This window comes from Trichococcus sp. (assembly GCF_049684335.1).
Lineage (GTDB): Bacteria > Bacillota > Bacilli > Lactobacillales > Aerococcaceae > Trichococcus.
The window spans coordinates 25112-47322 of the sequence record NZ_JBAVFV010000051.1 but is presented as its reverse complement, the minus strand read 5'-3'; the positions used below and the strand labels follow the sequence as shown (position 1 = coordinate 47322).

Genomic DNA, 22211 nt, shown 5'->3' with positions numbered 1-22211 from the left:
GTGGATAACACGCCTTATCATTTGGTAGTTAGAGACTGGATATTGGAGCCCACCTGCTTATATGCGGGTTCAAAACTAGTAGAATATACTCACCGGCACCATCGGATTTCTAATAAAGTTTTATACTTTTGGAGCTGCTCTTTGAGCAGCTTTTTTTGCAGACTGAAATATACGGGATAGCATTTCTTCAGCAAATATCCCGTCATTTCCTTGAGGAGGACGCACTTTGGTTGAATTGTTGATTGCCCTTTTTTCATTATTATTGGTTTCGACCGGACTTTTCATGACATTGAAAGGCCCCACCGTCTTCGTGTTGGCTCCGGATCGGATCACCGAACAGCAACGCCAGCAGATCTGGCTCTTTTTCCGTAACGGTGGAGCCCTGTACATGTTGATCGGGTTTCTCTGCCTGCTGACGATTTTCTTCAGGAGTACCCTGCTTTATGCATTTTCTGTGCTGATCGCTTCAGGGTATACAGCACTATTCAGCATCCGGCTGGCGGGCATGATGAAAGATCAGGGCCACTGACCAATAAATTTCCGGTAAGAATCGCATACGCTTTCATTTTTACGGAAAGTGAAGTAAAATATACTTGTAAGCGATACTAGTTTAGAGGAGTGGTTAATATGTTTCAAGAGTATAAGAAAATTTTGATACCTGTTGACGGATCGAGAGAATCAGAATTATCCTTCCGTAAAGCAGTGGAAGTGGCCAAACGGAATAAAGCAGCCATCATCATCACTCATATTATCGATACAAGAGCTATACAAACCCCTACAGGTTTTGAAGGTAGCTTCACGGATGAAATTGTCCGCCAATCCAAAACGTTGATGGAAGAATACAAAACCTATGCCACGAACGAAGGCATAACGGATGTTCAAACCGTCATCGAATATGGTTCACCAAAAGCCATCATCGCAAAAGATTTGCCTGCCGAATACGGCGTGGATCTGATCATGATCGGCGCGACCGGCCTTAATGCCGTCGAAAGACTGTTCATCGGCTCCGTTTCCGAGTATGTCATCCGCAACGCACCCTGCGATGTGCTGGTCGTCCGGACCGACCTGGAGAATAAACCAAAACCTAAAAAATGACAAGCAACAGCCTAGCCTTCCGCTTAAAAAAATTCAACAAAAAAATTCCGTTATACCAGCAATTGGCATAACGGAATTTTTATTTTGTATGAATATTTTTAGCTGAAACGCACAACATCACGAGCGATCATTGCCTCTTCGTCCGTAGGGATCAACAATACTTTAACTTTTGAATCGTCAGTTGAAATGATTCTTTCAACGCCGCGGACATTGTTCTTTTCATCGTCGATTTCGCAACCGAACCAAGAAATGCCATCGATGATGATTTTACGGGTAGGCGCAGAATTTTCACCAACGCCGGCAGTGAAGACGATCGCATCCACACCGTTCATGATTGCAACGTATTGTCCGATGTATTTTTGGATACGGTTGTAGAAGACATCCAATGCGATTTGAGCTTGGTCATTGCCGTTTTCTGCGGCAGTCTCAACATCGCGCATATCACTTGATACGCCGGAAAGTCCTAACAGTCCTGATTTTTTGTTCAGGATGTCAACGAATTCATTGATATCCGAGATACCCAGTTTGCCCATCAAATAGGCGATCAAAGATGCATCGATGTCACCTGAGCGTGTTCCCATTGTGATACCTGCCAATGGCGTGAAGCCCATGGATGTGTCGATTGATTTTCCGCCCTGGACAGCAGTGATGGAACCGCCGTTACCGATATGGCAAGTAACAATCTTCAATTCTTCGATCGGTCTTCCCAACATTTCAGCAGCGCGTTCCGCAACGTATTTGTGGCTTGTTCCATGTGCGCCGTATTTTCTTGCAGCATATTTTTCATAGTAATCCATCGGAATGCTGTAAAGGTAATTTACTTTCGGCATTGTTGTATGGAAAGATGTATCGAAGACAGCAACACTTGTGATGTCAGGCAACAATTTTTTAAATGCACGGATTCCAGTAGCGTTCGCTGGGTTATGCAATGGCGCCAATTCAGCCAATTCTTCGATTTGTTCCAGAACAAGATCATCCACTCGTGCAGAATCTTTGAAGATTTCTCCGCCGGCAACGACACGGTGTCCGACGCCTGTGATCTCATCGTAGCTTGAAATGATGTTTAGTGCTAATAATTGATCCAGTAAGTTATGCACTGCAATCTCATGGTTCGCAATATCTTCCGTTACTTGGAATTTTTTGCCTTCTCCGTGTTTGATTGTGAAGACGGAATCGTTCAAACCGATTCTTTCGATAATTCCGGTTGCAAGTACTTCCTGATCAGGCATAGCGTATAATGTAAATTTCAAGCTTGAGCTACCAGCATTGATAGCGATGATTTTTGACATTTTTTTCTCCCCTTTAAATTGACTGATTTTTCTTATATCTCTAATAAATATTATATCATCTTTGCGCTCCAATTGTGGAAAATATCTAGGAAAGATTGCATCTTTTGTGCGTTTTTAAGATCTGGAATTTCCCCCAAAAGCACTTGTTCGGCTTGAATCGATTTTTCACCATTTTTTTGAACAATAATGATTGATTTTTTCATTCCATTTTTGTGGAACAGATCTGCCGGAAGGCTTAAAAATGCCTGTATATGAACGTTTTCCTTTAGCCACCCCATTAATACAGATGTTTTATCTGTTTCAAAAATATCCGAAGGAACGATAAAAATCCCCCAGCCGGATTCTTTCAGATAGTTCACATTTTGTTCAAACATTAAGAAATGCGCAAAAGAATTCCCTTCTGAAAAAGCTGTTTTGTAGTTTTTTGCGCGGTCGTTTACTGGATAATAGCCGATTGGAAAATCCGATACCATGATATCCGAAGGTTCAATCAACAGTTCCTGCAGGCTGTCTGAATGGGTGTAATGGATTTTTTCGGACAATCCCATCAAGGATCCGCTGTTGGCCGCGACACTGATCAACAGGTCATCGTTGTCAACTGCTTCCGCAGTCACTTCATTGCCTCTGCTTGCCAAATGCGCCAGAACGATATTGAGAAGATTCCCTGTTCCTGCTGCCAAGTCTGAAACATGCAGTTTTTCTGTCTTATCTTTTTTTATTTCTCCGATGAAATAAGCGATCAGATACGCAATCGTGTCCGGAGTCATTTGATGATTCATCTGGAGCTTGTCTTCTTTCGTTGCTTTGATGAAAGTCAGTTGTATGCTCTTGCGGATGATTTCTTTGTCCAATGCTTCCAAATTCATCTTTTTGTAGAGGCTATTCAGGCGTTCGATTGCCTCATTTGAAGGCAAACCTTCCACTTGTTGTGCTTTCCCTTCAAAGGAAAGATTTTCCAGCGTTTCGGACAACGCTTCTACATATGAAAGTTCAGCTTCCGTTTGAAGTAATTTGATGGCTTCATCCATTAAACCGAAAAGACTCTCAACATTTGTTGCTTTCAAGTCGTTCACCGTCCCTTACTTTTTGTTGTTTTATAAAATACAAAAAAACCTGCGAAGGAAGTGAATGATCATTTGCCCCCGCAAGGTTTTTTGTGTGTATGTAATTGGTTGATCGGCAAAAGTACAAGTATTATTTAGCTGTAGGGTATACAGAAACTTGTTTTTTGTCACGGCCTAAACGTTCGAAACGAACGACACCGTCAACTTTTGCAAATAGAGTGTCATCTCCACCGATACCGACGTTAGTACCTGGATGGATTTTTGTTCCGCGTTGACGGTACAAAATCGATCCGCCAGTTACTGTTTGTCCGTCTGCACGTTTAGCGCCTAAACGTTTAGATTGGGACTCACGTCCGTTGGTAGTAGATCCGCCCCCTTTTTTGTGGGCGAACAATTGTAGATTCAATTTCAACATGTGGTTTGCACCTCCTTATTAAGTAGTACAGTTTTTATTGCATTTTTATGGTCACATAATCTGGATATGTCTGAGCGACATCTTCCAGTGAATAGAATAGATGCTTCAGTAAAATCTGCGTAATGTATTGCTGTTCCGCTTCCCTTTCGGAAAGTATTTCTGCATAGAGATACCCGCCTTCATCATCAGCTTCATCAACAAGCATCTGGTAACCGGCTAAACGTTCAACGCTATTCACAGTTTCGATGGCCAGTACAGAAACAGCGGCACAGATAATATCTTCACCTGCTACTCCATACCCGGCATGTCCCGTAATCTCGAAAGAAAGCAGGTTGCCATGGTCATCTTCTTTAAATTTCACTTCAATCATGGTTATTCACACTCTTATGCTTTGATTGCGTCAATGATTACTTTTGTATAAGGTTGACGATGACCTTGCTTGCGGTGTGTATCTTTTCTTCTCTTGTATTTGAAAGTAGTTACTTTCTTTTCTTTGCCCTGTTTTTCAACAGTGCCTTCTACAGAAGCACCTGTTACGAATGGAGCGCCAATTTTGGTTTCTTCTCCACCTACAAATACGATTTCATCAAAAGTTACTTTATCACCAGCTTCAGCATCTAATTTTTCAATGTAGATCGCTTGTCCAACTTCAACTTTTAATTGTTTACCACCTGTTACGATAATTGCGTACATATTCTCTGCACCTCCTTATTTTACTTAGACTCGCCAAACGAAGTGCCCTTTAAGGTCTTATGACTCCCATTCGTGCGGTTGTAGCCGTGGTGCGCACATTTACAACATTAATAGCTTATCAAAATTTAAGCCTCAAGTCAACCTAAATCAAAACATTCGTCAAATAAGATACCTTTTGTCTCCCTGAGGATCAAAAATGATTAAACAAAAAAACAGGGCAGCTGCCCTGTTTCTTGTTCGGACTGTCCGATTTTTTGCATCATGATCAATGATTTCTTACGAATTCGCTTGAGGATACAATCCGGGTGCCGTATTGTTGTCCGAACTCGGTATCATGTGTGACAATCAGGATGCCAGTTCCTCCTGCTGCAATTTCCTGTATCAGCTTGCCGATGCTGTCGGAGGATTCGCGATCGAGCGCAGACGTGGGTTCGTCAAAACAAAGTACGCGTGGATTCAGCATCATCGCCCGAGCGATTGCGACCCTTTGCTTCTGGCCTCCAGACAAAGTCGAAGGCATCGCCTCCAGTTTGTCTTCCAATCCCATTTGCTCCAATAATCCGGCTGCCTTCGCCGCCAACACTTCACGGCTGCCCAACTTTTGCGCAAGCGGCGCCTCCAGCAGATTGTCCAGCACAGTAAGGTTCGGGAACAAAGCATAATCCTGAAACACCATACCGATTTTGTTTTGGTAAAGGCGCCTTTTTTTGCGGTCTACATACTCCGCGCCCTTCAAACCTTGTTTGCACAAGACGGCATCCTCGATTGAAATGGTGCCTTGGTCTGCTTTTTCAAGATTGTTAAGCAAACGCATCAATGTTGTTTTACCCGTTCCGGAACGCCCCACAAGCACAACGATCTCGTTGGAATCGATGTGGAAAGAAAAATCATCGATAACGGTTATGTCATGATAAGACTTTTTTAAATTCATCGCATTTAATAGCATGATTGCCGCTCCCCCCTAAAAGTTCCCTTTGGATTCAAGTTTATTCAGCAGCACCGTAATGACAGCCGTAACGGATAGATAGACGATACCTACTGCCAAGAAAGGCACTAACGAGGCATATGTATTCGCGGCAATTTGCCCCGCGCGCAACAGTTCCCCGAGACCGATGACATAAACCAAAGATGTATCTTTTACTAGCGCAATCACTTCATTCCCTACAGATGGCAATACAATCTTAGTGACCTGCGGAATGATGATTTTGAAAAACCCTCTGACCTTACCGATACCCAACACCGAAATGGCCTCGAACTGTCCTTTCGGAACTGCAGTGATACCTCCACGGAAGATTTCCGCATAATAGGCAGCGTAATTGATCATATATGCCAAAATTGCTGCCGAAAAACGATCCAACGTAATGCCTATCAGTGGCAAACCGAAGAAAACAAACATCAATTGCAACAGCAATGGCGTCCCTCTCATGATGAAGACATATATCTGGATCAGAAAACCCAGCCACTTCGGTCCGTAAACCCGGATGACGGCAATCAGAAATCCTAACGGAATGCTGGAGATCCCTATGATGAAGAACAACGTAAGTGTCATCTTCAAGCCGTCAAGCAATGATGGCAGTATCATCTGTATCAAGTCCATTTCATAAACCTCTTTCTTACCCTATATTTTCGTTATTCATTATAGAACCATTTGTCGTATATTTCATCGAAAGTTCCGTCGTCTTTCATGTCGGCCAAAGCAGCATCGATACGCTCCTGCAAGTCCGTGTTATCCTTTTTGAAGGCAACCGCCATCTCGTCTTCCCCAAAGTTATCATCCAGGACACGGTAGATGTCTTTACCGGACTGTTTCATGTAGTAACGTCCGTAGACTTCACCGACGACGATGGCATCCACGCGGCCCGATTCCAGGTCGCTGAAGGAATTGTTATTGGAAGGATAAAGCACCAGATCTCCGCCCAACTTTTCAAATATCCCTGATGCATCGTCCATGATTTTGTCCACAGAACTGGAAGATTGTTGTGTCGAAACCAACTTCCCTTCCAGGTCTGCTTTCGTTTGGATCTCGCTGTCCTTCAAAACGATGATGGATTGCGCATCCACGATGTACGGTTCGCTCAAGAGGACCTTTTCAGCCCGTTCCGGCGTGATCGCATAGCCATTCCAGATCATGTCGATGTTCCCGGATTCCAATTCAGTTTCCTTCATTGCCCAATCAATCGGTTGAAAAACCATTTTGGCTCCGATCCGTTCACCGACCTCTTTCGCCAGATCGACATCGAATCCGATGATTTCATTGTTGTCATCACGGAATCCCATCGGCGCAAACGTGTCATCCAAACCCACGACCAACGTTTCCTCAGCATCCGCTTTCGAGCTGGCGGAATCGTCCTCAGCAGTTTCGCCGTTACATCCAGCCAACAACAATAAACCCGTTCCGATAAAAGCAGCTTTTTTTAGTTTGTCCAACATGCGGATTTCCTCCTTCAAAAAACAATTATGTTATTCAGCGAACCAAGTTGTGTAGATTTCATCGTACGTTCCATCTTCACGCATGTCGTTCAACGCTCCATCAATCGCTTCTTTCAGTGCGACATCTTCCTTGCGGACACCCACACCATATTCTTCCTCGCCAAAATTATCGGTAAGAACGGTATACTTTTCTTCACCTTTTTGCTTCATAGTGTAACGTCCCAATACTTCATCAACGACGATTGCATCACTGCGTCCGCTTTCCAGGTCGTTGAAGACGTCATTGAAAGTAGGGTACAAGATTGGTGTGCCCCCATCAAACTTAGCAGCAATTCCTGTTTCGTCGGCATTGATGGCATCGAATGCTGCAGACCCTTGTTGCGTCGCGACTACTTTACCAACCAAATCGGCTTTTGTCTTGATATCACTGTCAGCCATTGTGACGATGATTTGGCTATTGTTCAGATAAGGTTCTGTGAAAAGTACTTTCTCTTTGCGCTCTTCCGTGATGGTATAGCCATTCCAGATCATGTCGATATTCCCGGAAGCCAATTCGGTTTCCTTCATTGCCCAATCAATCGGTTGGAAAGTGATTTCTACATCCAAGCGTTCAGCAACCTCTTTCGCCAAGTCGACATCGAAACCGACGATTTCGCCGCTCTCATCTTTAAAGCCCATCGGTGCAAAGGTATCGTCCAGCCCCATCACCAATGTTTCTTTGATTCCTGAAGCTTCCGATCCGGTTGCAGAAGAATCTTCAGCAGCTCCTCCACCGCATGCAGCCAATAAACTTGTAGACGCCAACAACATTAATGCTAATTTTTTCATATTCTTCTCCTCCATATATGTGTACTTTTTTATTACCGTATTTTGTGGTGGCCCCTCATCAAGCCATTTCCAATAAAAAAAGCCCTCTAACTTCCGGCTGAAAGTTAAAGGACGATTGAAGTCGTGGTTCCACCTTTTTTTGCGGCATCTTCACAGAAACCGCCTCATAACGTTCCATTTGAAACGTCAGTGCTGTAACGGGCACAACCGAGTCAACCTAATGAGGGCAGCGGATGCTGTCTTTTCGGCATTCTTGCTCAGAGATGTGATTTCACTGATCGCTATTGTTTGCTCGCACCACCCGCAAACTCTCTGAAAATAGGCAAAAGTTACTTTTTCTCTTCATTGCATTTAGAATTTAAGACAATAATACCACAGCGTTCGTTAAATGCAAGTATTTCATTAAAAAAAGTCTCATTCATTTCTCATCCTGTTTAATCATACATCCAAGATACAAGCTTAAACAAGGGATAATATATTACAATGAACAACACAATGTTCAACACGATTGTCGGTCCTAGACGTTCTGAAGCGAAGGCGCTGAAATCAAGCTGCGTAATGTCCATTAAGCTGTAAAAGCCAAAAACAAATGAATCTACCGCTACAATTGCCATGATGAACAACAAGGCCAACACGAAAACATTTTCCGTCAGATATTTTTGCATTTTCTTCACAAAATACACGATTACCGCAAAAGCCACTGCGTATACACCCAATATGCCGCTGTAATAACTGTCGAACAGCAGCCCGAACAGAACCGCGTACATCTGCATCGGCTGCTTTGGGAAATAGTAGGAAAAAAGCACGAACCCGAACAGTGCCAGGTGCGGCACGAGGATATACTCTTCACTGACGAACTGGCCCGGGAAGGCATTAATCAAAAAGCCATCCAAAATGATAAGCAAGTATAGCATCACGGGGATGAAATAAGTGTGATGCAAAGATCTGTTCTGCACCATCACTCACCACTCCCGCTCAGCCGTTTGATGACCGTCACGAAGCGGATATTATAAACCTCTCCGGCAGGCTCAATCGTCACCTGCTTGAACAGGCCGTAGCTGTCCATGGATACTTCTTTAACGGTTCCGATCAACAAGGCGCTTGGCGAAACGCCTCCTAAGCCTGAAGTGATCACACTGTCGCCCGGATTGATAACCGCATCAGGGGCAATCTGGGACATGGAAAGCATCTTCGTGTTCTCATCATAGCCATTGACGATGCCATGAACGGGACCGGATTCCGTTTGGATTTCAGCTGACACCCGGTTAGTCGTATCGTTCGAAGTAGTCAACAAGAGAACTTTCGCGCTGCTTGAATTGACTTCGGATACACGGCCGATCAGACCGTTTCCGGCCATCACCGACATGTCGACCTCTACCCCGTCCTGTGATCCTTTGTCGATGACGATTTGGTTCAGCCAACTATCCGGGTTGCGGGATACTACAGAAGCATTGATTTGTTCATACTCTGATAAAGTGCTTTTTAATTCAAGCTCTTCCTGCATCCGTGCATTTTCTTGCTCCAGATTATAGACTTTCACTTGCAGCTCATAAACGGTATCAATTTTACTTTTTAAAGATTGATTTTCTTCATACGTATTCATCAGGTTATCGACTGAATCAACAAAATTCGCCACTACTTCCGCAGGCTTAGAAAATATTCTCGCAATGGAGCCTGTCACATCGTTCCCTACTTGTTGCGGTATCGATGTATCTTCTCTTTTGTTGGTGAGAGAATATGCTATCAAGCTGATAAAGGTGATTACACTGATCAATAGGATGATCAATTTTTTATTGTTAAAAAACTGATTCACATTGACACCTCATTTCGTACATCACTTTCAATTACATTCATTATGCTTAATGCCTTAAATTTTTACGCTTGTACACGTTAATATTCTTCAATGTTTCACCTGTCCCGATGGAAACGCAATCCAATGGGTCGTTGGCGATAAATACAGGAACTTCCGCTTCCGCTGAAATGACTTCAGCAATGTTTTTCAACAAAGCGCCGCCGCCTGTCAGAACGATGCCATGGTCAATGACATCAGCAGATATTTCGGGAGGGGTTTCTTCCAGCACTTCCCTCACGGAAAGGATGATATTCTCGACCACATCATGAATCGCAACCGCTACATCCTCAGCATGGATCTCCAAAGTTTTGGGCAGACCGTTCACCATATCCCGGCCTCTTATTTCCATGGAGCCGTAAGAAGCTGCCTTTTCGATGTCGGCACAGCCGATTGTTATTTTGATGTTTTCGGCAGTGCGCTCACCGATCAGCAGACCGTATTTTTTGCGTATGAATTGAATGATCGCCTCATCCATACGATCACCCCCAGCTGTGCTCGAGCGGCTTGTAACGATTCCACCAAGGGAAATCGTCGCGACGTCCGTCGTCCCGCCACCGATGTCCACCACCATATTGCCTGTAGGTGCATGCACGGGAAGTCCCGCGCCCACCGCAGCAGCGAAAGGCTCTTCTATGATGAATGCTTCTTTGGCGCCTGCTGTCCGGGTAGCATCCAGGACTGCCCGTTTCTCGACTTCCGTCACACCACTCGGTACGCAGACCATCACATATGGTTTTATGAATGCATTACCAGTCGCTTTTTTGATGAAATATTTCATCATTGCGACGGTTGTATCATAATCCGCAATGACGCCTTCCTTCATCGGACGGGATGCCACAATAGTGCCGGGTGTCCTGCCAAGCATCTGGAAAGCCTCTTCCCCAACGGACAGAATCTCCCCCGTATGGATATTTTTGGCGACGACAGAAGGTTCTCTGATTACGATGCCCTTGCCGGCTATGAAGACGATCGTATTGGCCGTACCTAAATCAATTCCGATGTTTTTACCCTTAAAATTCAAACTTACCAAGTACTTCTCATCCTTCCGTCTGATTGACTACAAACTCTCCCACAAACAAATTCTTTTCTATTTTACCACAAACCGGAACAAGAAAAACATCAATGTAACAAACAAAAGAAAGAATTAATCTATTTGACAGGAATGCCGTCAATCGGTAATACTGACGCAAGTAATTCATTATAGTTGACACAATATATTACATGAATCACAGTGAATCAGAAAGCGGCTTGGCATTTAAAAAGGGCCCGAGACAGTGTCCCGGACCCTTTGATCGTTTAAGTTAAGGAAAATTAGATTTTTTCTACGTTAGAAGCTTGCGGTCCACGGTTTCCATCAACGATTTCGAATGAAACTGCTTGTCCCTCTTCTAATGATTTGAATCCGTCGCCTAAGATAGCTGAGAAATGTACGAATACATCGTCTCCGCTTTCGCGTTCGATAAATCCAAAACCTTTTTCTGCGTTAAACCATTTTACTGTTCCTTTTTCCATGAAAAATTCCTCCTCGTGCAAAGCACTCAAAATGTGATTCTTGCTTTAGGTACGATAGGAATGTTCAAGACAACCTTCTCTTTACCAAACAAAAACACTAATATAATGATATATCAGGTTTTCCGATATTGCAAGTTTTTTGCCATCAAATTTTCATTTCAGCTAACGGAAATAATTGCGGAATAAGCGCCTAAATGATCCCGTATTCCCGCAGGCTGAGATAATCATCGACCCCGATGATGAAATGATCGAGAATCTCAATACCCATCATTTCTCCGCATTCCACCATTCGGCGGGTAAACACCAAATCAGCTTCAGAGGGATCGGGATTCCCGGAAGGATGGTTGTGCGCGAGGATGATCCGCGCCGCGGCAAACCTTACCGCCTCACGAAAAATTTCGCGCGGATGCGCAACCGAACTGTTCAGACTGCCTATGAATATCGTCTTCTTCTTGATGATTTCGTTCTTTGTGTTCAGATAGACAGCCACCACGTGTTCCTGCTGGAGGTCGCGCATCTCTTTCTGCAAAAGTGTTCCTGCGCTTTGCGTCGAGGTGATCGTACCGCTCTTCAATTGCGTGGCATTGGCTACACGGACTCCCAATTCGACACAGGCCTTTATTTCGATCGCTTTGGTTCGGCCGATTCCGTGGATCGAAGTCAATTCTTCCAGCGAGGCCATCTTTAAAGAATGCAAATCCTCGAACTCATTCAGAACCCGCAAAGCCAACTGCATAACATTGCTGTCCCTGGGCCCTGTACGCAGAATGATCGCCAATAATTCATGCGTCGCTAAGGCTTTTTCTCCGAATTGATCCAATCTTTCACGCGGGCGCGAGGCTTTCGGAACCTCCATCAGCAGATTTGTTTCTTGCACCATCCTGTTTTACCCCTTTCTTTCTGTCTACTCAATAGATACGCAGGAAGGGGCGAAAACAGGTTATTTCTCTTTCAACCAATCCATGACCGCGTGCAGGTCCGGTAAAATGGCCGTCGTTTTTGCTTTCGCTTCGCCATCCGGAACGATCAGATCCGGGATCATGATCACTTCAATGCCCGCATCGTAGGCCGCACGGATGCCGTTAAGCGAATCTTCCAGGATCAGACAGTCCTCTTTCGGAATGTCGAGGGGTTCCCAGGCGCTCAAGAAAATTTCCGGATCCGGTTTGGCGAAGGATACTTCATCCCCGCAGACCTGGTAACGGAAGTACTGCGAAATATCAGCCAATTCGAGGTAAAAGCTGACCTCTCTCCTCCGGCTGCTGGAAGCAACGACGCACACCACGCCTTCCTCTTTCAGAAAGGCCAGCAGATCATAAAGCCCTTTTTTGATCGGAAGCCCCTTCTCGGAAGCGATGTCCGTCTGCCTCTTCTTCATTTTTCTCAGGAATCGCTCCGCCAGTTCAGCGTCGCCGAAGTCGGAGGCTAATTCAGGCATCACATCCCTATCGGATCGTCCTACTTGTTTCAGGTAATAATCGAAGTCGAATGCTATCGGCAAAGCCAGCTCTTCAGCCAATTCGCCTTGCGCCTGGTATCCCAACGTTTCCGTATCGAACATCAATCCATCCATATCAAAAATGACCGCTTTTTTACGCATCTCAAAACTCCTTATTCTTTAATAAATAATGTCTTACTTCAGAAAGAAAATACAGTGAGCCTGTGATCAATAACAGGCCCTCTTCGGATTGCTTCGCCTTCAGATCATCGATTGCAATGCGCCAATCTTCATAGGCCGCAGTTTCGGATACGCCCATCCGCTCGCACAGCTCCTTGACCGATGCAGCTCTGGGGAAATCAAAACTGGTCACGTAAAGCTTGCTGTCAGGGATTGACTTGATCAACTGGCCCATTTCCTCCAGGTCCTTATCCGCCAACGCCGCCAACAGAATGGTGATGTCCTTATCCGAAAACTTCTTCTTGACCGCTTCAGTCAGAACTTCCATAGCCGGAATATTATGGGCCCCATCCAGCATGACAAACGGTTCTTGCGAAACGATTTCCATCCGAACTGGCCAAGCTGTCCCCAGAAGCCCTGCTTTTATCGTGGTTTCTGAATAGTCTAAAGCGTATTTTTGGCAGAACAGCAAGAAAGCTTGCAGCGCAGTGGCCGCATTATCGACTTGATGGCCACCCATCAAGGCAATTTCCAGGTTTTCAAAAGTCCCAAACGGAGAGAAAAAGTCAAAGAGCTCATGGTAATCAGAACCCTCATGCCAATTGGAGACGCTGAAATCCGGGCCGAATACATGCAAGGGCGCAGCCTGCTTTTCCGCAGTGTCCCGCATCACCGACAAAGCCTCTTCTGGCAATCTTCCAATGACGACCGGTGTCCCTTTCTTGATGATGCCCGCTTTTTGATAGGCGATTTTCTCAATTGTATTTCCGAGAATATTGCTGTGATCTTTGCCTATCGTCGTGATGAGCGACAAATCCGGCTCGGCAACATTCGTGCTGTCGTAAAGACCGCCCAGGCCGACTTCCAACAATACGACATCGCACGGGTGGGAGCCAAAATAGGAGAACATCATGGCGGTCACTACTTCGAATTCCGTCAGCGGGCCCATATCCGTCAGGCCGATTTCCTCATAGAGTGCGTACAGAATGTTCGCTTGTTCCAATACGTCCTCATCCGAAATGTTCGCTCCATTCACGCCAATCCTTTCATTGAAACTGACGATATGCGGCGAGGTGAAGGTTCCCACCGTATAGCCAGCCGCCATGAACAGGCTTCTTAAGTAAGCAACATTCGACCCTTTTCCATTTGTTCCGGCAATATGGATGGATCTGAATTTACGTTCCGGATGATCCAGTTTTTCCATCAACCATTTCATCCGGACTATTCCCGGTTTAGGACCCATGCCTTTGCGGGTATGGATCCATTCCATCGCTTCTTCATAAGTTGCAAACATCTACCGCTTCACTCCATTTCCATTTAAGAAGAACCCTATCCACAAAGGTGCTTGCTAATAGGGTTCTTCCTGTTCAATTCAATTTAATTCTATGGTCAAGCCAACTGTTCTTTCAGAGCAGCGATGCGTTCTTTCACAGCCGCCAATTTTTCTCGGTATTCCGTTCCTTTTTGTTTCTCCCCATCAATTACAGCCTGCGGAGCTTTGCTGACGAATTTTTCATTATTCAATTTGCTTTCCACACGGTCGACTTCTTTTGTCAATTTCTCCGCTTCCTTTTCGAGACGGGAAATCTCATCTTCCAATTTGATCAGACCCGCTAAAGGCATGTACACTTCTCCGCCTGAGAATACGGCGGTGACAGCATCGCTGGCTGCCTGGATGTGTAGACCGATTTCCAGCGTATCCGGATTGCAGAAACGGAAGATGTAGGATTCGTTGGCGCGGAAAATCGCTTCGGTCGCCTCGTCATTCACTTTCAGCTGCATCGGAACTTTCTTGGACAACGGTGTGTTCATTTCAGCGCGGACATTGCGGACGCCGCGGATCAATTCGATCAGTTTTTCCATCGCTTCCTCAGCTGCCTCATCGATATAGCTGTCCCTTGCTTCCGGATAGGCTGCCGTCACGATAGAATCGCCTTGATGCGGTACATTCTGCCAGATTTCTTCGGTGACGAACGGCATGACCGGATGCAATAAGCGCAAGACATTATCCAAAACATACGCCAAGATGCTGCGGGTTGTGCGTTTTGCCTCTTCATTTTCCCCTTGCAGAACTTCTTTGGACATTTCGATATACCAGTCACAGTAATCATCCCAGATGAAACGGTACAACAATCGGCCGGCTTCACCGAATTCAAATTTCTCGAACAGATCCGTCACTTTTGTGATGGTCTTGTTCAGGCTGGAAAGGATCCATTTATCGGCGATAGTCTTTTCCCCTGAGATGTCGATGTCGTCGAAAGTCAGATCTTCCAAATTAAGCAGCACGTAACGGCTGGCATTCCAGATTTTGTTGATGAAGTTCCAGGATGCATCCATCTTCTCATAGCTGAAGCGCACGTCCTGTCCAGGTGCGGAACCGTTAGCCAAGAACCAACGCAAAGCATCCGCTCCGTATTTTTCGACGACTTCCATCGGATCGATTCCGTTTCCGAGCGATTTGCTCATTTTGCGGCCCTGCTCATCACGGATCAGACCATGGATCAGCACATTCTCAAACGGACGCTTTTCAGTGAACTCCAGACTCTGGAAGATCATCCGGCTTACCCAGAAGAAGATGATATCATAGCCGGTAACCAACGTGCTGGTTGGGAAATAACGTTTGAAATCTTCCGCATCTTCATCCGGCCAGCCCATTGTCGAGAACGGCCAAAGCGCTGAGCTGAACCACGTATCCAGAACATCCTCATCCTGCGTCCAGTTTTCGCTGTCGCTCGGAGCTTCCATGCCTACGTACATTTCGCCGGTTTCCTTATGATACCAAGCTGGGATTTGATGTCCCCACCATAATTGGCGAGAAATGACCCAGTCATGGACGTTGCCCATCCAAGTCAGGAAGGTATTCTCAAATCGTTCCGGATAGAAGGAAACTTTTTCTTCTGCGGATTGATTTTCGACCGCACGCTCAGCCAACGGTTGCATTTTGACGAACCATTGCGTCGAGATGCGCGGTTCCACAATAACGTTTGTGCGTTCCGAATGTCCGACACTGTGGGTCATTTCCTCAATTTTGACCAAATAGCCCAGTTCTTCCATATCTTTTACGATCGCTTTGCGCGCTGCAAACCGATCCATCCCTGCATATTTTCCGGCCGCTTCGTTCATCGTCGCATCATCGTTCATGACATTCACTTGCGGCAAATCATGGCGCAACCCGACTTCAAAGTCATTCGGGTCATGCGCAGGTGTGATCTTAACGACACCAGTCCCGAAGTCCATCTCAACATAATCATCAGCGATCACGGGGATTTCCCGATTCACCAGCGGTAGCTTCACGGTCTTGCCGATGAACTGCTGATATCTTTCATCTTCCGGGTGAACCGCGATGGCAGTATCGCCCAACATGGTTTCGGGACGGGTAGTCGCCAACTCTAGGTAGCCTGAGCCATCCGTCATCGGATAGCGGAAGTGATAGAAGGCACCCTGAACGTCCTTGTGGATAACTTCAATATCAGATAAGGCTGTTTTCGCTTTAGGATCCCAGTTGATGATGTAGGCTCCGCGATAAATCAAGTCTTTTTCATACAATCCAACAAAGACTTTGCGAACCGCATCCGACAGTCCTTCATCGAGAGTGAACCGCTCGCGGTCATAATCAACGGAAATGCCCATTTTCCCCCATTGCTCACGGATGACGCTAGCATAATCCTCTTTCCATTCCCAAACCTTTTCGACAAAGGCTTCTCGGCCCAGGTCATACCGGGTAAGGCCATCCTCGGCTAATTTTGCTTCAACCTTGGCTTGGGTGGCGATGCCGGCGTGGTCCATCCCAGGCAACCATAATGTATCGAATCCTTGCATGCGTTTTTGGCGGATCAACATATCCTGCAGCGTCACATCCCAAGCATGGCCCAAGTGCAGTCTGCCCGTTACGTTCGGAGGCGGAATCACGATCGAATACGGTTTTTTACTTTTGTCGCCGCTCGGCTTGAATAGCCCCGCTTCCACCCATTTTTGATATTTCCCTGCTTCTACTTGCTGGGGTTGATACTTTGTCGGCATTGCGTCTGCTTTAGACATTCAGCCACTTCCTCTCTCTTTTTTACATCGATTTTTTGCGAAAAAAAAACGTCCTGCATACGAATATGCAGGACGATATGAATCGCGGTACCACCTAAATTACAGGAATCAAATCCCTGTCTCTCTTTTTGATAACGGAGAATACTCCGAGCTGCGCTACCCAGTCCACAGACCTTCACACAGCTTGCTCACAAGCTACTTCACTTTCCTTCCCCAAAAAAGCTTTCAGCAAACGCTTTTCTCTCTTATGTGGTTCCGGCTAAGCTACTCTTCTTGATCGACGCTTATTTATACTTCACTAGTTTAGCATCTTTTGATTGAAATCTCAATGCGATTAAAGTAAATTTTTTGCAGCTGCCAACGCTGCCGCTTCATCCGGTTCCGTCGCGATTTCAGGGACGATCTCCATGTAGGAAAGAACGCCTTCTTTGTCGATGACGAATACGCTGCGTGCCAACTTGTCGCCTAATTTGGGCACTTTCAGTCCATAAGCTTCCCCAAACTCGCCTGCATCGTCATGCAACATCTGCATATCGATGCCGTTTGCCGAGCACCAGTTGATCAATTCTTCTTTTGTATTTTTCGAAACCGACAACAAGGTCAAGCCTTCGATATTTGCTGCCGTCTCGTTGAATTTGCGTGTTTGTTTGTCGCAAACGCTCGTGTTGATGTCCGGGAATACGCTGATTAAGACAACCGAACCGCGCAAATCATCCAAAGATACCTTTTCGTCTTCTGTATTGTACAACGAAAATGCCGGTGCCTTCTCCCCAACTACGGGTTGACTCCCTAAAACTTCAACAATTTCACCTTTTAATGTCACTTGCATGAAAACATTCCCCCTTATCCGATAGTACTTTCATTATACAGATAAGTGGTGATTTATGGTAAGGATACGCTCTTGCCGGACGGGTTACAGCAAATCCGAAAAGAGAGCCTCGTCTTGACTGGCGGTATCCTCTCTGCCGGTTATGCTTGATATGACAATGCCTGCAACCGCGCGTGCCACGAGCGGTTCCACATCAAGGATCGCTTCAAATCGTCTGGCTTTATCCAAATGCGGTTTCGTTTTGGGTGACGGTGGCGCAAAAATCGTGCAGCAGTCTTCGAAAGGTTGCACCGACAGATCAAAGGTATCGATTTTCTGTGCCAAATCGATGATTTCCAATTTATCCATCGTTGCGACAGGACGAATGATCGGTGTCGTTGTGACATCGTTGATGGCAATCATACTCTCCAGCGTCTGGGAAGCGACTTGGGCCAAAGATTCCCCATTAAAGATAGCCAGACCTTTGCGTTCGGCTCTGATGGCATCGGTGATGCGCAGCATCATTCGGCGCGTGATCGTCATCAGATAATCCGCAGGAATCTTCTCTTTGATTTCTTCCTGGATCTCCGTGAACGGCACTTCGATGAACTGGATTTCACCGCCGAATTTAGTCAATTTGGCAGCCAAATCTTTGGCTTTCTGCAACGCTTGCGGACTTGTGTAAGGTGGGCTGTGGAAATGCACCGCCTCAATCTTCACGCCGCGCTTCATGGCAAGATAACCGGCTACCGGTGAATCGATGCCTCCGGAAAGCATAAGCATGCCTCTGCCGCTGGAGCCGACAGGCAATCCGCCAGGCCCTTGATAGGTTTGCGTGCTCAGCATGATGCCGTTGGTTTTGATGTCTACACGCACAAGGATGTCCGGTTGCTTCATCTTGACTGAAATACCTGGGAAAGCATCCAGCACAGTGGCTCCCAGCTCGGCATTCATGAAGGTGGTGTCATGCTCGTAGGCGTGATCCGCGCGACGCGTAGCTATCTTGAATGTCTTTCCGGCAGTCTCCATTTTGGCAAGCAACTCCACCAAAACCCGTTTCACTTCATCGAGATCACGCGAAACCAAATAGACCGGTGAATAGTTTTGGATACCGAACACATGCTGCAGGCGTTCAATAATGACGGCCTCGTCAGCTCCGTTCAGGTCCAACAGCATAAAATCGTGCTCGGGTTTGATTTTGATCTGCGGATAATCCTTTGTGACCATCCTGACATTTTGCGCCAACTGTTGGACAAAACGTTTTTTATTTTTCCCTTTGGTCGACAATTCGCCAAAGCGGATTTGAATGTGCGTTTCCATTTATGTTCTCTTCCTATCTGTTAGTTATTCTATTGTATCTTTTTGAATTGTTCATGCAGCGTCCGGAAATGTTCAATGAAGGTTTCCGCTTCCGACTCCGTATTCTCGCCGGAAAGGCTTATCCTGACCGCACACTGGCTCCAGGAAACGGGTATGCCCATCGATCCCAACGTATAGGGCGTGCCTTTCTTTCGGCTTGAGCAGGCGCTGGTAGTTGAAATGAAGATATCCTGACTTTCGAAAGCATGGACCATCACTTCTCCCCTGACGCCTTTCATGGCAAAACAAAGGATATGGCCGGCGCCATCTTCAGGTGAAAAAATCCGGACATCTTCATATTCCGAAAGGGCCGCAACCAACTTACTCCGGACCAGCCGTTCTTGTTTTCGGCTGGATTCGCTGCCCTCAAGAGTCATGCGCAGGGCTTTCGCCATCGCTGCGACTCCCCCAACATTCTCCGTCGTGCTGCGCATGCCGGATTCTTGCCCGCCTCCCGTCAACAACGGCGCAATCCGCTTGCCATGTTTCTTGTAGAGAATGCCTACGCCTTTGGGTCCGTGGAATTTATGCGCTGAAAGCGACAGGAGATCCACTCGTGGGTGTCGGATCAGCGGCTCGCATTCACCGACTGCCTGCACGGCATCCACATGGAAATGGACCCAAGGATAATTTTCAAGCAGCTCGCCGATAGCCTCGATCGGCTGGATGCTGCCGACTTCATTATTGATAGCCATGACACTCAGCAGGATCGTATCTTTCCTTATGGCTTTCTCAAGCTCCTCAACGGATACGATTCCATTCGCGTCGACAGGCAAGTAGCTGATTTCAAAGCCTAGCTTTTCCAGTTGCTCCAACGACTTTGATACAGCAGGATGCTCAACGGAAGAAGCGATCATGTGTTTCCCTACTGCAAATTTCTCCATCGCTGTGCCTTTGATCGCCCAATTGTCGCTCTCCGTACCGCCGCTCGTGAAGAAAATTTCATCCGGCTGGGCGCCCAGTAAGTGTGCAATCTGTTTGCGCGATTGCTGAAGCAAAGCATCGGCTTCGTTGCCTAATCTGTGCAGACTGGAAGGATTGCCAAAAAATTGTTCATTGACCTTCCGGTAAGTATCCAAAGCTTCCGGATACATTTTTGTTGTTGCACTGTTGTCAAAATAAATCATCTTTATCTACACTTCCTTAATAACTTTGCACTCTCGTCGGGACATCCTATCTATTATATAGAAAATGCCTGACCATTTAAAGCATACGACTGAATTTTATTCTATTCCCCTAAAAAAAGAGCCGAGACAATGTCCCGACCCCTGCTTTGTTTGTTCTGCATTTAATAGTAGCGACGATTTTTTTCTTCCTGGTAGGATTCTTCCACTTTGCGGGCAGCACCTGCTTCGACGCGATTCAGCGGAATTTTGACAGCCTCCAACGCGCCTTCGTAGTCATATTCGCGATGGAAAAGCACCAAAGCTTTGTTGATGGCATTTTCGATCTCCACATGCGAATGACGGAATCGGTTTGCGTACTGGATCATATACTCCGTGAGCATCGCGTTGTCCACAATCGTTTGCGTTTGATTATCCAACATTTCAATGTCTTCTTCGCACATCTTGGAAATGGCATCGATTTCGTCCATGTCGATCTTCACACGGTTAAGCTTGGAAGCCAAATCCTCGATGCGATCCGTGACCGAGAAGAAAAGATCCAAATAGATTTTCGGCAATCCCGGCAGATGGTATTTCTCGATTGTCCGTTTCATGTTGCGCATGTCCAACTCGTACAAATCGATGCTGTCCTTGATTTCCTTTTCGCGGTTGCGCAAGTCACTGAGGTTGCTTACCAATTCAGACTGTTCCTTGTCGATTTCTGAAAGGCGTTGGCTGATTTTCTCATAATATTCGCGGACAACCGAATAGGAAATTTCATGTTCCTTCATCATCTTATCGTAGTAACGCAAGGCTTCATTTTCCTTCAGCAACTGCTCTTCGAACTCTTGCGCACGGCCCAATTCATTCTTGTTCAAGAAGTAATTCTGGGAAACACGGTCGATTTCAAGCAGCACATAACGGTTGCTCTGCAGGACATGATCCATTTTCTTTTGCAGATTTGCCGTATGACGGCCCACAAATTCCTTGGCTTCCATTTCTTTTTCCATGATGGCATAGACCGCTTCGATATCGCGTTCTACCTTATCCATCTTCTTGCCTGCTTCATTGATATCGGCAAGGCCGATGGAATCTTTTGCTTCCTGAATTTCTTTTTCAACAGCAGCTATCTCAACGGAGACATCCACACCTTCGAAAATGTACTTTTCATCCAACAAGCGTTGGTAGCCGTCTTTCAGATCATTCACTTGTTCTTCGTACTCGGATTTGATTTTTTCGTTCAGCTCAGGAATCTTTTCAACGACTTCTTCCATCACAAGCAGATCCTGCTCGATACGCGACAAAATTTCTTTGGCTTCCATATGGTCGCCCTCATTCGTCAATGAATTGAATTTCGTGAAATCCAGCTCCATGTAATTCAGGTTCTTCTCCAGCGTTTCAATGGCTGGGCCGAATGTAAAGCTGTGCGCCAATAATTGTTTGCGGATCTTATTGTAGCGTTCCTGGATTTCTTCCAACTCTTTGCGGTTTTCCTGTGCACTTTCCAATAGTTTTTCGAGTGCCTTGTTCACTTTTTCAACACTGTTTTTTGTTTCGTCGATCAGTTGATCCGCTTGTGAAATGGCTTGCTTCGCCTTGATGAAGTTCATGCGTTGGATGTATTGTTCAGCACTGACAAGCGCCGCCTCAATTTCAGGATACTGAAAACGCGTGATGGTCTGCCATGTAGCTTGCCAACTTTCATATGTACGCTTCGTTTGCCCTGTTAAATTCATATTTTTCAATGTGAACAGGTTATCGGCCACAGGTATGGCCATCGCTTTTTGTTTCTTCTCATCGATCGCCTTGATCCGATTCGCTTGTTGCCTCGTCAAATACATGATCGCACCGTACCCGATCAATACTAACAATATTATCGCTACTAACCAGTATATAAACTCCATCAATAAATCCTCCACCTATTCCGACAATTTCGTTTATTTGATCTTAAAATTGAAAACGCCCAATATATCTCATTTTTTAGTATAACATAGAAAGAACCAATCAGAAACCAGAAAATAATAAGGGAACAGAATTCCTTTCCTTGGAACAGTGAAAGCGTTTCGCTGCTGGGAAAAGTCCGTCAAATATCACCTTTTCATTGCAT

At 45.8% G+C, this 22211-nt stretch carries 23 protein-coding genes and 3 other annotated features; of the genes, 2 read left to right on the top strand and 21 right to left on the bottom strand.

The window, feature by feature from the left end; all coding sequences use genetic code 11:
- Positions 1 to 226: 226 nt before the first annotated feature.
- Together WBM30_RS09515 and WBM30_RS09510 are read left to right on the top strand one after the other, a co-directional pair.
- Complete coding sequence (locus WBM30_RS09515; RefSeq protein ID WP_424900490.1) at positions 227 to 529, top strand: hypothetical protein; 303 nt, start codon at positions 227 to 229, stop codon at positions 527 to 529.
- Positions 530 to 627: 98 nt separating this feature from the next.
- Positions 628 to 1095, top strand: coding sequence for a universal stress protein (locus WBM30_RS09510; protein WP_086985387.1), 468 nt, complete (start codon positions 628 to 630; stop codon positions 1093 to 1095).
- A gap of 98 nt (positions 1096 to 1193) precedes the next feature.
- Here the strand turns inward: WBM30_RS09510 and WBM30_RS09505 are convergent, their stop codons facing one another.
- The 21 genes from WBM30_RS09505 to WBM30_RS09405 all read right to left on the bottom strand — a co-directional run bounded on the left by WBM30_RS09505 (position 1194) and on the right by WBM30_RS09405 (position 22008).
- Positions 1194 to 2384 (bottom strand): acetate/propionate family kinase, encoded by a 1191-nt coding sequence (locus tag WBM30_RS09505; protein ID WP_424900489.1) that lies wholly within the window; start codon positions 2382 to 2384, stop codon positions 1194 to 1196.
- Between the two features lie 50 nt (positions 2385 to 2434).
- Positions 2435 to 3448: a class I SAM-dependent methyltransferase gene (locus tag WBM30_RS09500; RefSeq protein WP_424900488.1), complete on the bottom strand. Its 1014-nt coding sequence runs from the start codon at positions 3446 to 3448 to the stop codon at positions 2435 to 2437.
- Positions 3449 to 3578: 130 nt separating this feature from the next.
- Positions 3579 to 3863: a 50S ribosomal protein L27 gene (gene rpmA / locus WBM30_RS09495; RefSeq protein ID WP_068560128.1), complete on the bottom strand. Its 285-nt coding sequence runs from the start codon at positions 3861 to 3863 to the stop codon at positions 3579 to 3581.
- 34 nt (positions 3864 to 3897) lie between these two features.
- Positions 3898 to 4233, bottom strand: a complete 336-nt coding sequence (locus WBM30_RS09490; RefSeq protein WP_086628295.1) for a ribosomal-processing cysteine protease Prp — start codon at positions 4231 to 4233, stop codon at positions 3898 to 3900.
- 14 nt (positions 4234 to 4247) lie between these two features.
- On the bottom strand, positions 4248 to 4556 hold the full coding sequence (gene rplU / locus WBM30_RS09485) for a 50S ribosomal protein L21 (RefSeq protein ID WP_086628296.1): 309 nt from the start codon (positions 4554 to 4556) through the stop codon (positions 4248 to 4250).
- 16 nt (positions 4557 to 4572) lie between these two features.
- Positions 4573 to 4646, bottom strand: a sequence feature (ribosomal protein L21 leader region).
- A 175-nt stretch (positions 4647 to 4821) separates the two neighbouring features.
- Complete coding sequence (locus tag WBM30_RS09480; protein ID WP_424900487.1) at positions 4822 to 5502, bottom strand: amino acid ABC transporter ATP-binding protein; 681 nt, start codon at positions 5500 to 5502, stop codon at positions 4822 to 4824.
- Positions 5503 to 5517: 15 nt separating this feature from the next.
- The gene (locus WBM30_RS09475) at positions 5518 to 6153 is read right to left on the bottom strand and encodes an amino acid ABC transporter permease (protein WP_424900486.1); all 636 of its coding nucleotides are present in this window, start codon (positions 6151 to 6153) and stop codon (positions 5518 to 5520) included.
- A 32-nt stretch (positions 6154 to 6185) separates the two neighbouring features.
- Positions 6186 to 6986, bottom strand: coding sequence for an amino acid ABC transporter substrate-binding protein (locus WBM30_RS09470; protein WP_424900485.1), 801 nt, complete (start codon positions 6984 to 6986; stop codon positions 6186 to 6188).
- Positions 6987 to 7016: 30 nt separating this feature from the next.
- Positions 7017 to 7814 (bottom strand): amino acid ABC transporter substrate-binding protein, encoded by a 798-nt coding sequence (locus tag WBM30_RS09465; protein WP_424900484.1) that lies wholly within the window; start codon positions 7812 to 7814, stop codon positions 7017 to 7019.
- A gap of 104 nt (positions 7815 to 7918) precedes the next feature.
- Positions 7919 to 8169 (bottom strand) — a binding site (T-box leader).
- Positions 8170 to 8248: 79 nt separating this feature from the next.
- The gene (gene mreD / locus WBM30_RS09460) at positions 8249 to 8773 is read right to left on the bottom strand and encodes a rod shape-determining protein MreD (RefSeq protein ID WP_424900483.1); all 525 of its coding nucleotides are present in this window, start codon (positions 8771 to 8773) and stop codon (positions 8249 to 8251) included.
- The gene (mreC, locus tag WBM30_RS09455; RefSeq protein ID WP_424900482.1) at positions 8773 to 9627 is read right to left on the bottom strand and encodes a rod shape-determining protein MreC; all 855 of its coding nucleotides are present in this window, start codon (positions 9625 to 9627) and stop codon (positions 8773 to 8775) included. Before mreC ends, mreD begins: the two co-directional genes overlap by 1 nt.
- A gap of 46 nt (positions 9628 to 9673) precedes the next feature.
- Entirely contained in the window at positions 9674 to 10687 is a 1014-nt protein-coding gene (locus WBM30_RS09450) for a rod shape-determining protein (protein ID WP_424200974.1), read from the bottom strand.
- Between the two features lie 290 nt (positions 10688 to 10977).
- A complete protein-coding gene (gene cspD / locus WBM30_RS09445; RefSeq protein WP_086628303.1) occupies positions 10978 to 11178 on the bottom strand; it encodes a cold-shock protein CspD in 201 nt (66 codons plus the stop codon).
- A 190-nt stretch (positions 11179 to 11368) separates the two neighbouring features.
- On the bottom strand, positions 11369 to 12058 hold the full coding sequence (gene radC / locus WBM30_RS09440; protein WP_170100137.1) for a RadC family protein: 690 nt from the start codon (positions 12056 to 12058) through the stop codon (positions 11369 to 11371).
- Positions 12059 to 12118: 60 nt separating this feature from the next.
- Positions 12119 to 12778, bottom strand: a complete 660-nt coding sequence (locus WBM30_RS09435; RefSeq protein WP_424900481.1) for an HAD family hydrolase — start codon at positions 12776 to 12778, stop codon at positions 12119 to 12121.
- Position 12779: 1 nt separating this feature from the next.
- On the bottom strand, positions 12780 to 14090 hold the full coding sequence (locus WBM30_RS09430; RefSeq protein ID WP_424900480.1) for a bifunctional folylpolyglutamate synthase/dihydrofolate synthase: 1311 nt from the start codon (positions 14088 to 14090) through the stop codon (positions 12780 to 12782).
- A gap of 95 nt (positions 14091 to 14185) precedes the next feature.
- On the bottom strand, positions 14186 to 16834 hold the full coding sequence (locus WBM30_RS09425; protein ID WP_424900479.1) for a valine--tRNA ligase: 2649 nt from the start codon (positions 16832 to 16834) through the stop codon (positions 14186 to 14188).
- Between the two features lie 65 nt (positions 16835 to 16899).
- Positions 16900 to 17124 (bottom strand) — a binding site (T-box leader).
- A gap of 44 nt (positions 17125 to 17168) precedes the next feature.
- On the bottom strand, positions 17169 to 17663 hold the full coding sequence (gene tpx / locus WBM30_RS09420) for a thiol peroxidase (RefSeq protein ID WP_424900478.1): 495 nt from the start codon (positions 17661 to 17663) through the stop codon (positions 17169 to 17171).
- An 84-nt stretch (positions 17664 to 17747) separates the two neighbouring features.
- The gene (gene thiI, locus WBM30_RS09415) at positions 17748 to 18962 is read right to left on the bottom strand and encodes a tRNA uracil 4-sulfurtransferase ThiI (RefSeq protein WP_424900477.1); all 1215 of its coding nucleotides are present in this window, start codon (positions 18960 to 18962) and stop codon (positions 17748 to 17750) included.
- 29 nt (positions 18963 to 18991) lie between these two features.
- Positions 18992 to 20128 carry a cysteine desulfurase family protein gene (locus WBM30_RS09410; protein ID WP_424900476.1) on the bottom strand — a complete coding sequence of 379 codons (1137 nt, stop codon included), beginning with the start codon at positions 20126 to 20128 and terminating at the stop codon, positions 18992 to 18994.
- Positions 20129 to 20289: 161 nt separating this feature from the next.
- The gene (locus tag WBM30_RS09405; protein WP_424900475.1) at positions 20290 to 22008 is read right to left on the bottom strand and encodes a septation ring formation regulator EzrA; all 1719 of its coding nucleotides are present in this window, start codon (positions 22006 to 22008) and stop codon (positions 20290 to 20292) included.
- Positions 22009 to 22211 lie beyond the last annotated feature (203 nt).

Bases quoted from the DNA above. Each gene is read 5' to 3' on its own strand.
- WBM30_RS09510 (WP_086985387.1), top strand. From the start codon at position 628: ATGTTTCAAGAGTATAAGAAAATTTTGATACCTGTTGACGGATCGAGA.
- WBM30_RS09505 (WP_424900489.1), bottom strand. From the start codon at position 2,384: ATGTCAAAAATCATCGCTATCAATGCTGGTAGCTCAAGCTTGAAATTT.
- rpmA (WP_068560128.1), bottom strand. From the start codon at position 3,863: ATGTTGAAATTGAATCTACAATTGTTCGCCCACAAAAAAGGGGGCGGA.
- WBM30_RS09490 (WP_086628295.1), bottom strand. From the start codon at position 4,233: ATGATTGAAGTGAAATTTAAAGAAGATGACCATGGCAACCTGCTTTCT.
- rplU (WP_086628296.1), bottom strand. From the start codon at position 4,556: ATGTACGCAATTATCGTAACAGGTGGTAAACAATTAAAAGTTGAAGTT.
- WBM30_RS09480 (WP_424900487.1), bottom strand. From the start codon at position 5,502: ATGCTATTAAATGCGATGAATTTAAAAAAGTCTTATCATGACATAACC.
- WBM30_RS09475 (WP_424900486.1), bottom strand. From the start codon at position 6,153: ATGGACTTGATACAGATGATACTGCCATCATTGCTTGACGGCTTGAAG.
- WBM30_RS09470 (WP_424900485.1), bottom strand. From the start codon at position 6,986: ATGTTGGACAAACTAAAAAAAGCTGCTTTTATCGGAACGGGTTTATTG.
- WBM30_RS09465 (WP_424900484.1), bottom strand. From the start codon at position 7,814: ATGAAAAAATTAGCATTAATGTTGTTGGCGTCTACAAGTTTATTGGCT.
- mreD (WP_424900483.1), bottom strand. From the start codon at position 8,773: ATGGTGCAGAACAGATCTTTGCATCACACTTATTTCATCCCCGTGATG.
- cspD (WP_086628303.1), bottom strand. From the start codon at position 11,178: ATGGAAAAAGGAACAGTAAAATGGTTTAACGCAGAAAAAGGTTTTGGA.
- radC (WP_170100137.1), bottom strand. From the start codon at position 12,058: ATGGTGCAAGAAACAAATCTGCTGATGGAGGTTCCGAAAGCCTCGCGC.
- WBM30_RS09435 (WP_424900481.1), bottom strand. From the start codon at position 12,778: ATGCGTAAAAAAGCGGTCATTTTTGATATGGATGGATTGATGTTCGAT.
- WBM30_RS09430 (WP_424900480.1), bottom strand. From the start codon at position 14,090: ATGTTTGCAACTTATGAAGAAGCGATGGAATGGATCCATACCCGCAAA.
- WBM30_RS09425 (WP_424900479.1), bottom strand. From the start codon at position 16,834: ATGTCTAAAGCAGACGCAATGCCGACAAAGTATCAACCCCAGCAAGTA.
- tpx (WP_424900478.1), bottom strand. From the start codon at position 17,663: ATGCAAGTGACATTAAAAGGTGAAATTGTTGAAGTTTTAGGGAGTCAA.
- thiI (WP_424900477.1), bottom strand. From the start codon at position 18,962: ATGGAAACGCACATTCAAATCCGCTTTGGCGAATTGTCGACCAAAGGG.
- WBM30_RS09410 (WP_424900476.1), bottom strand. From the start codon at position 20,128: ATGATTTATTTTGACAACAGTGCAACAACAAAAATGTATCCGGAAGCT.
- WBM30_RS09405 (WP_424900475.1), bottom strand. From the start codon at position 22,008: ATGGAGTTTATATACTGGTTAGTAGCGATAATATTGTTAGTATTGATC.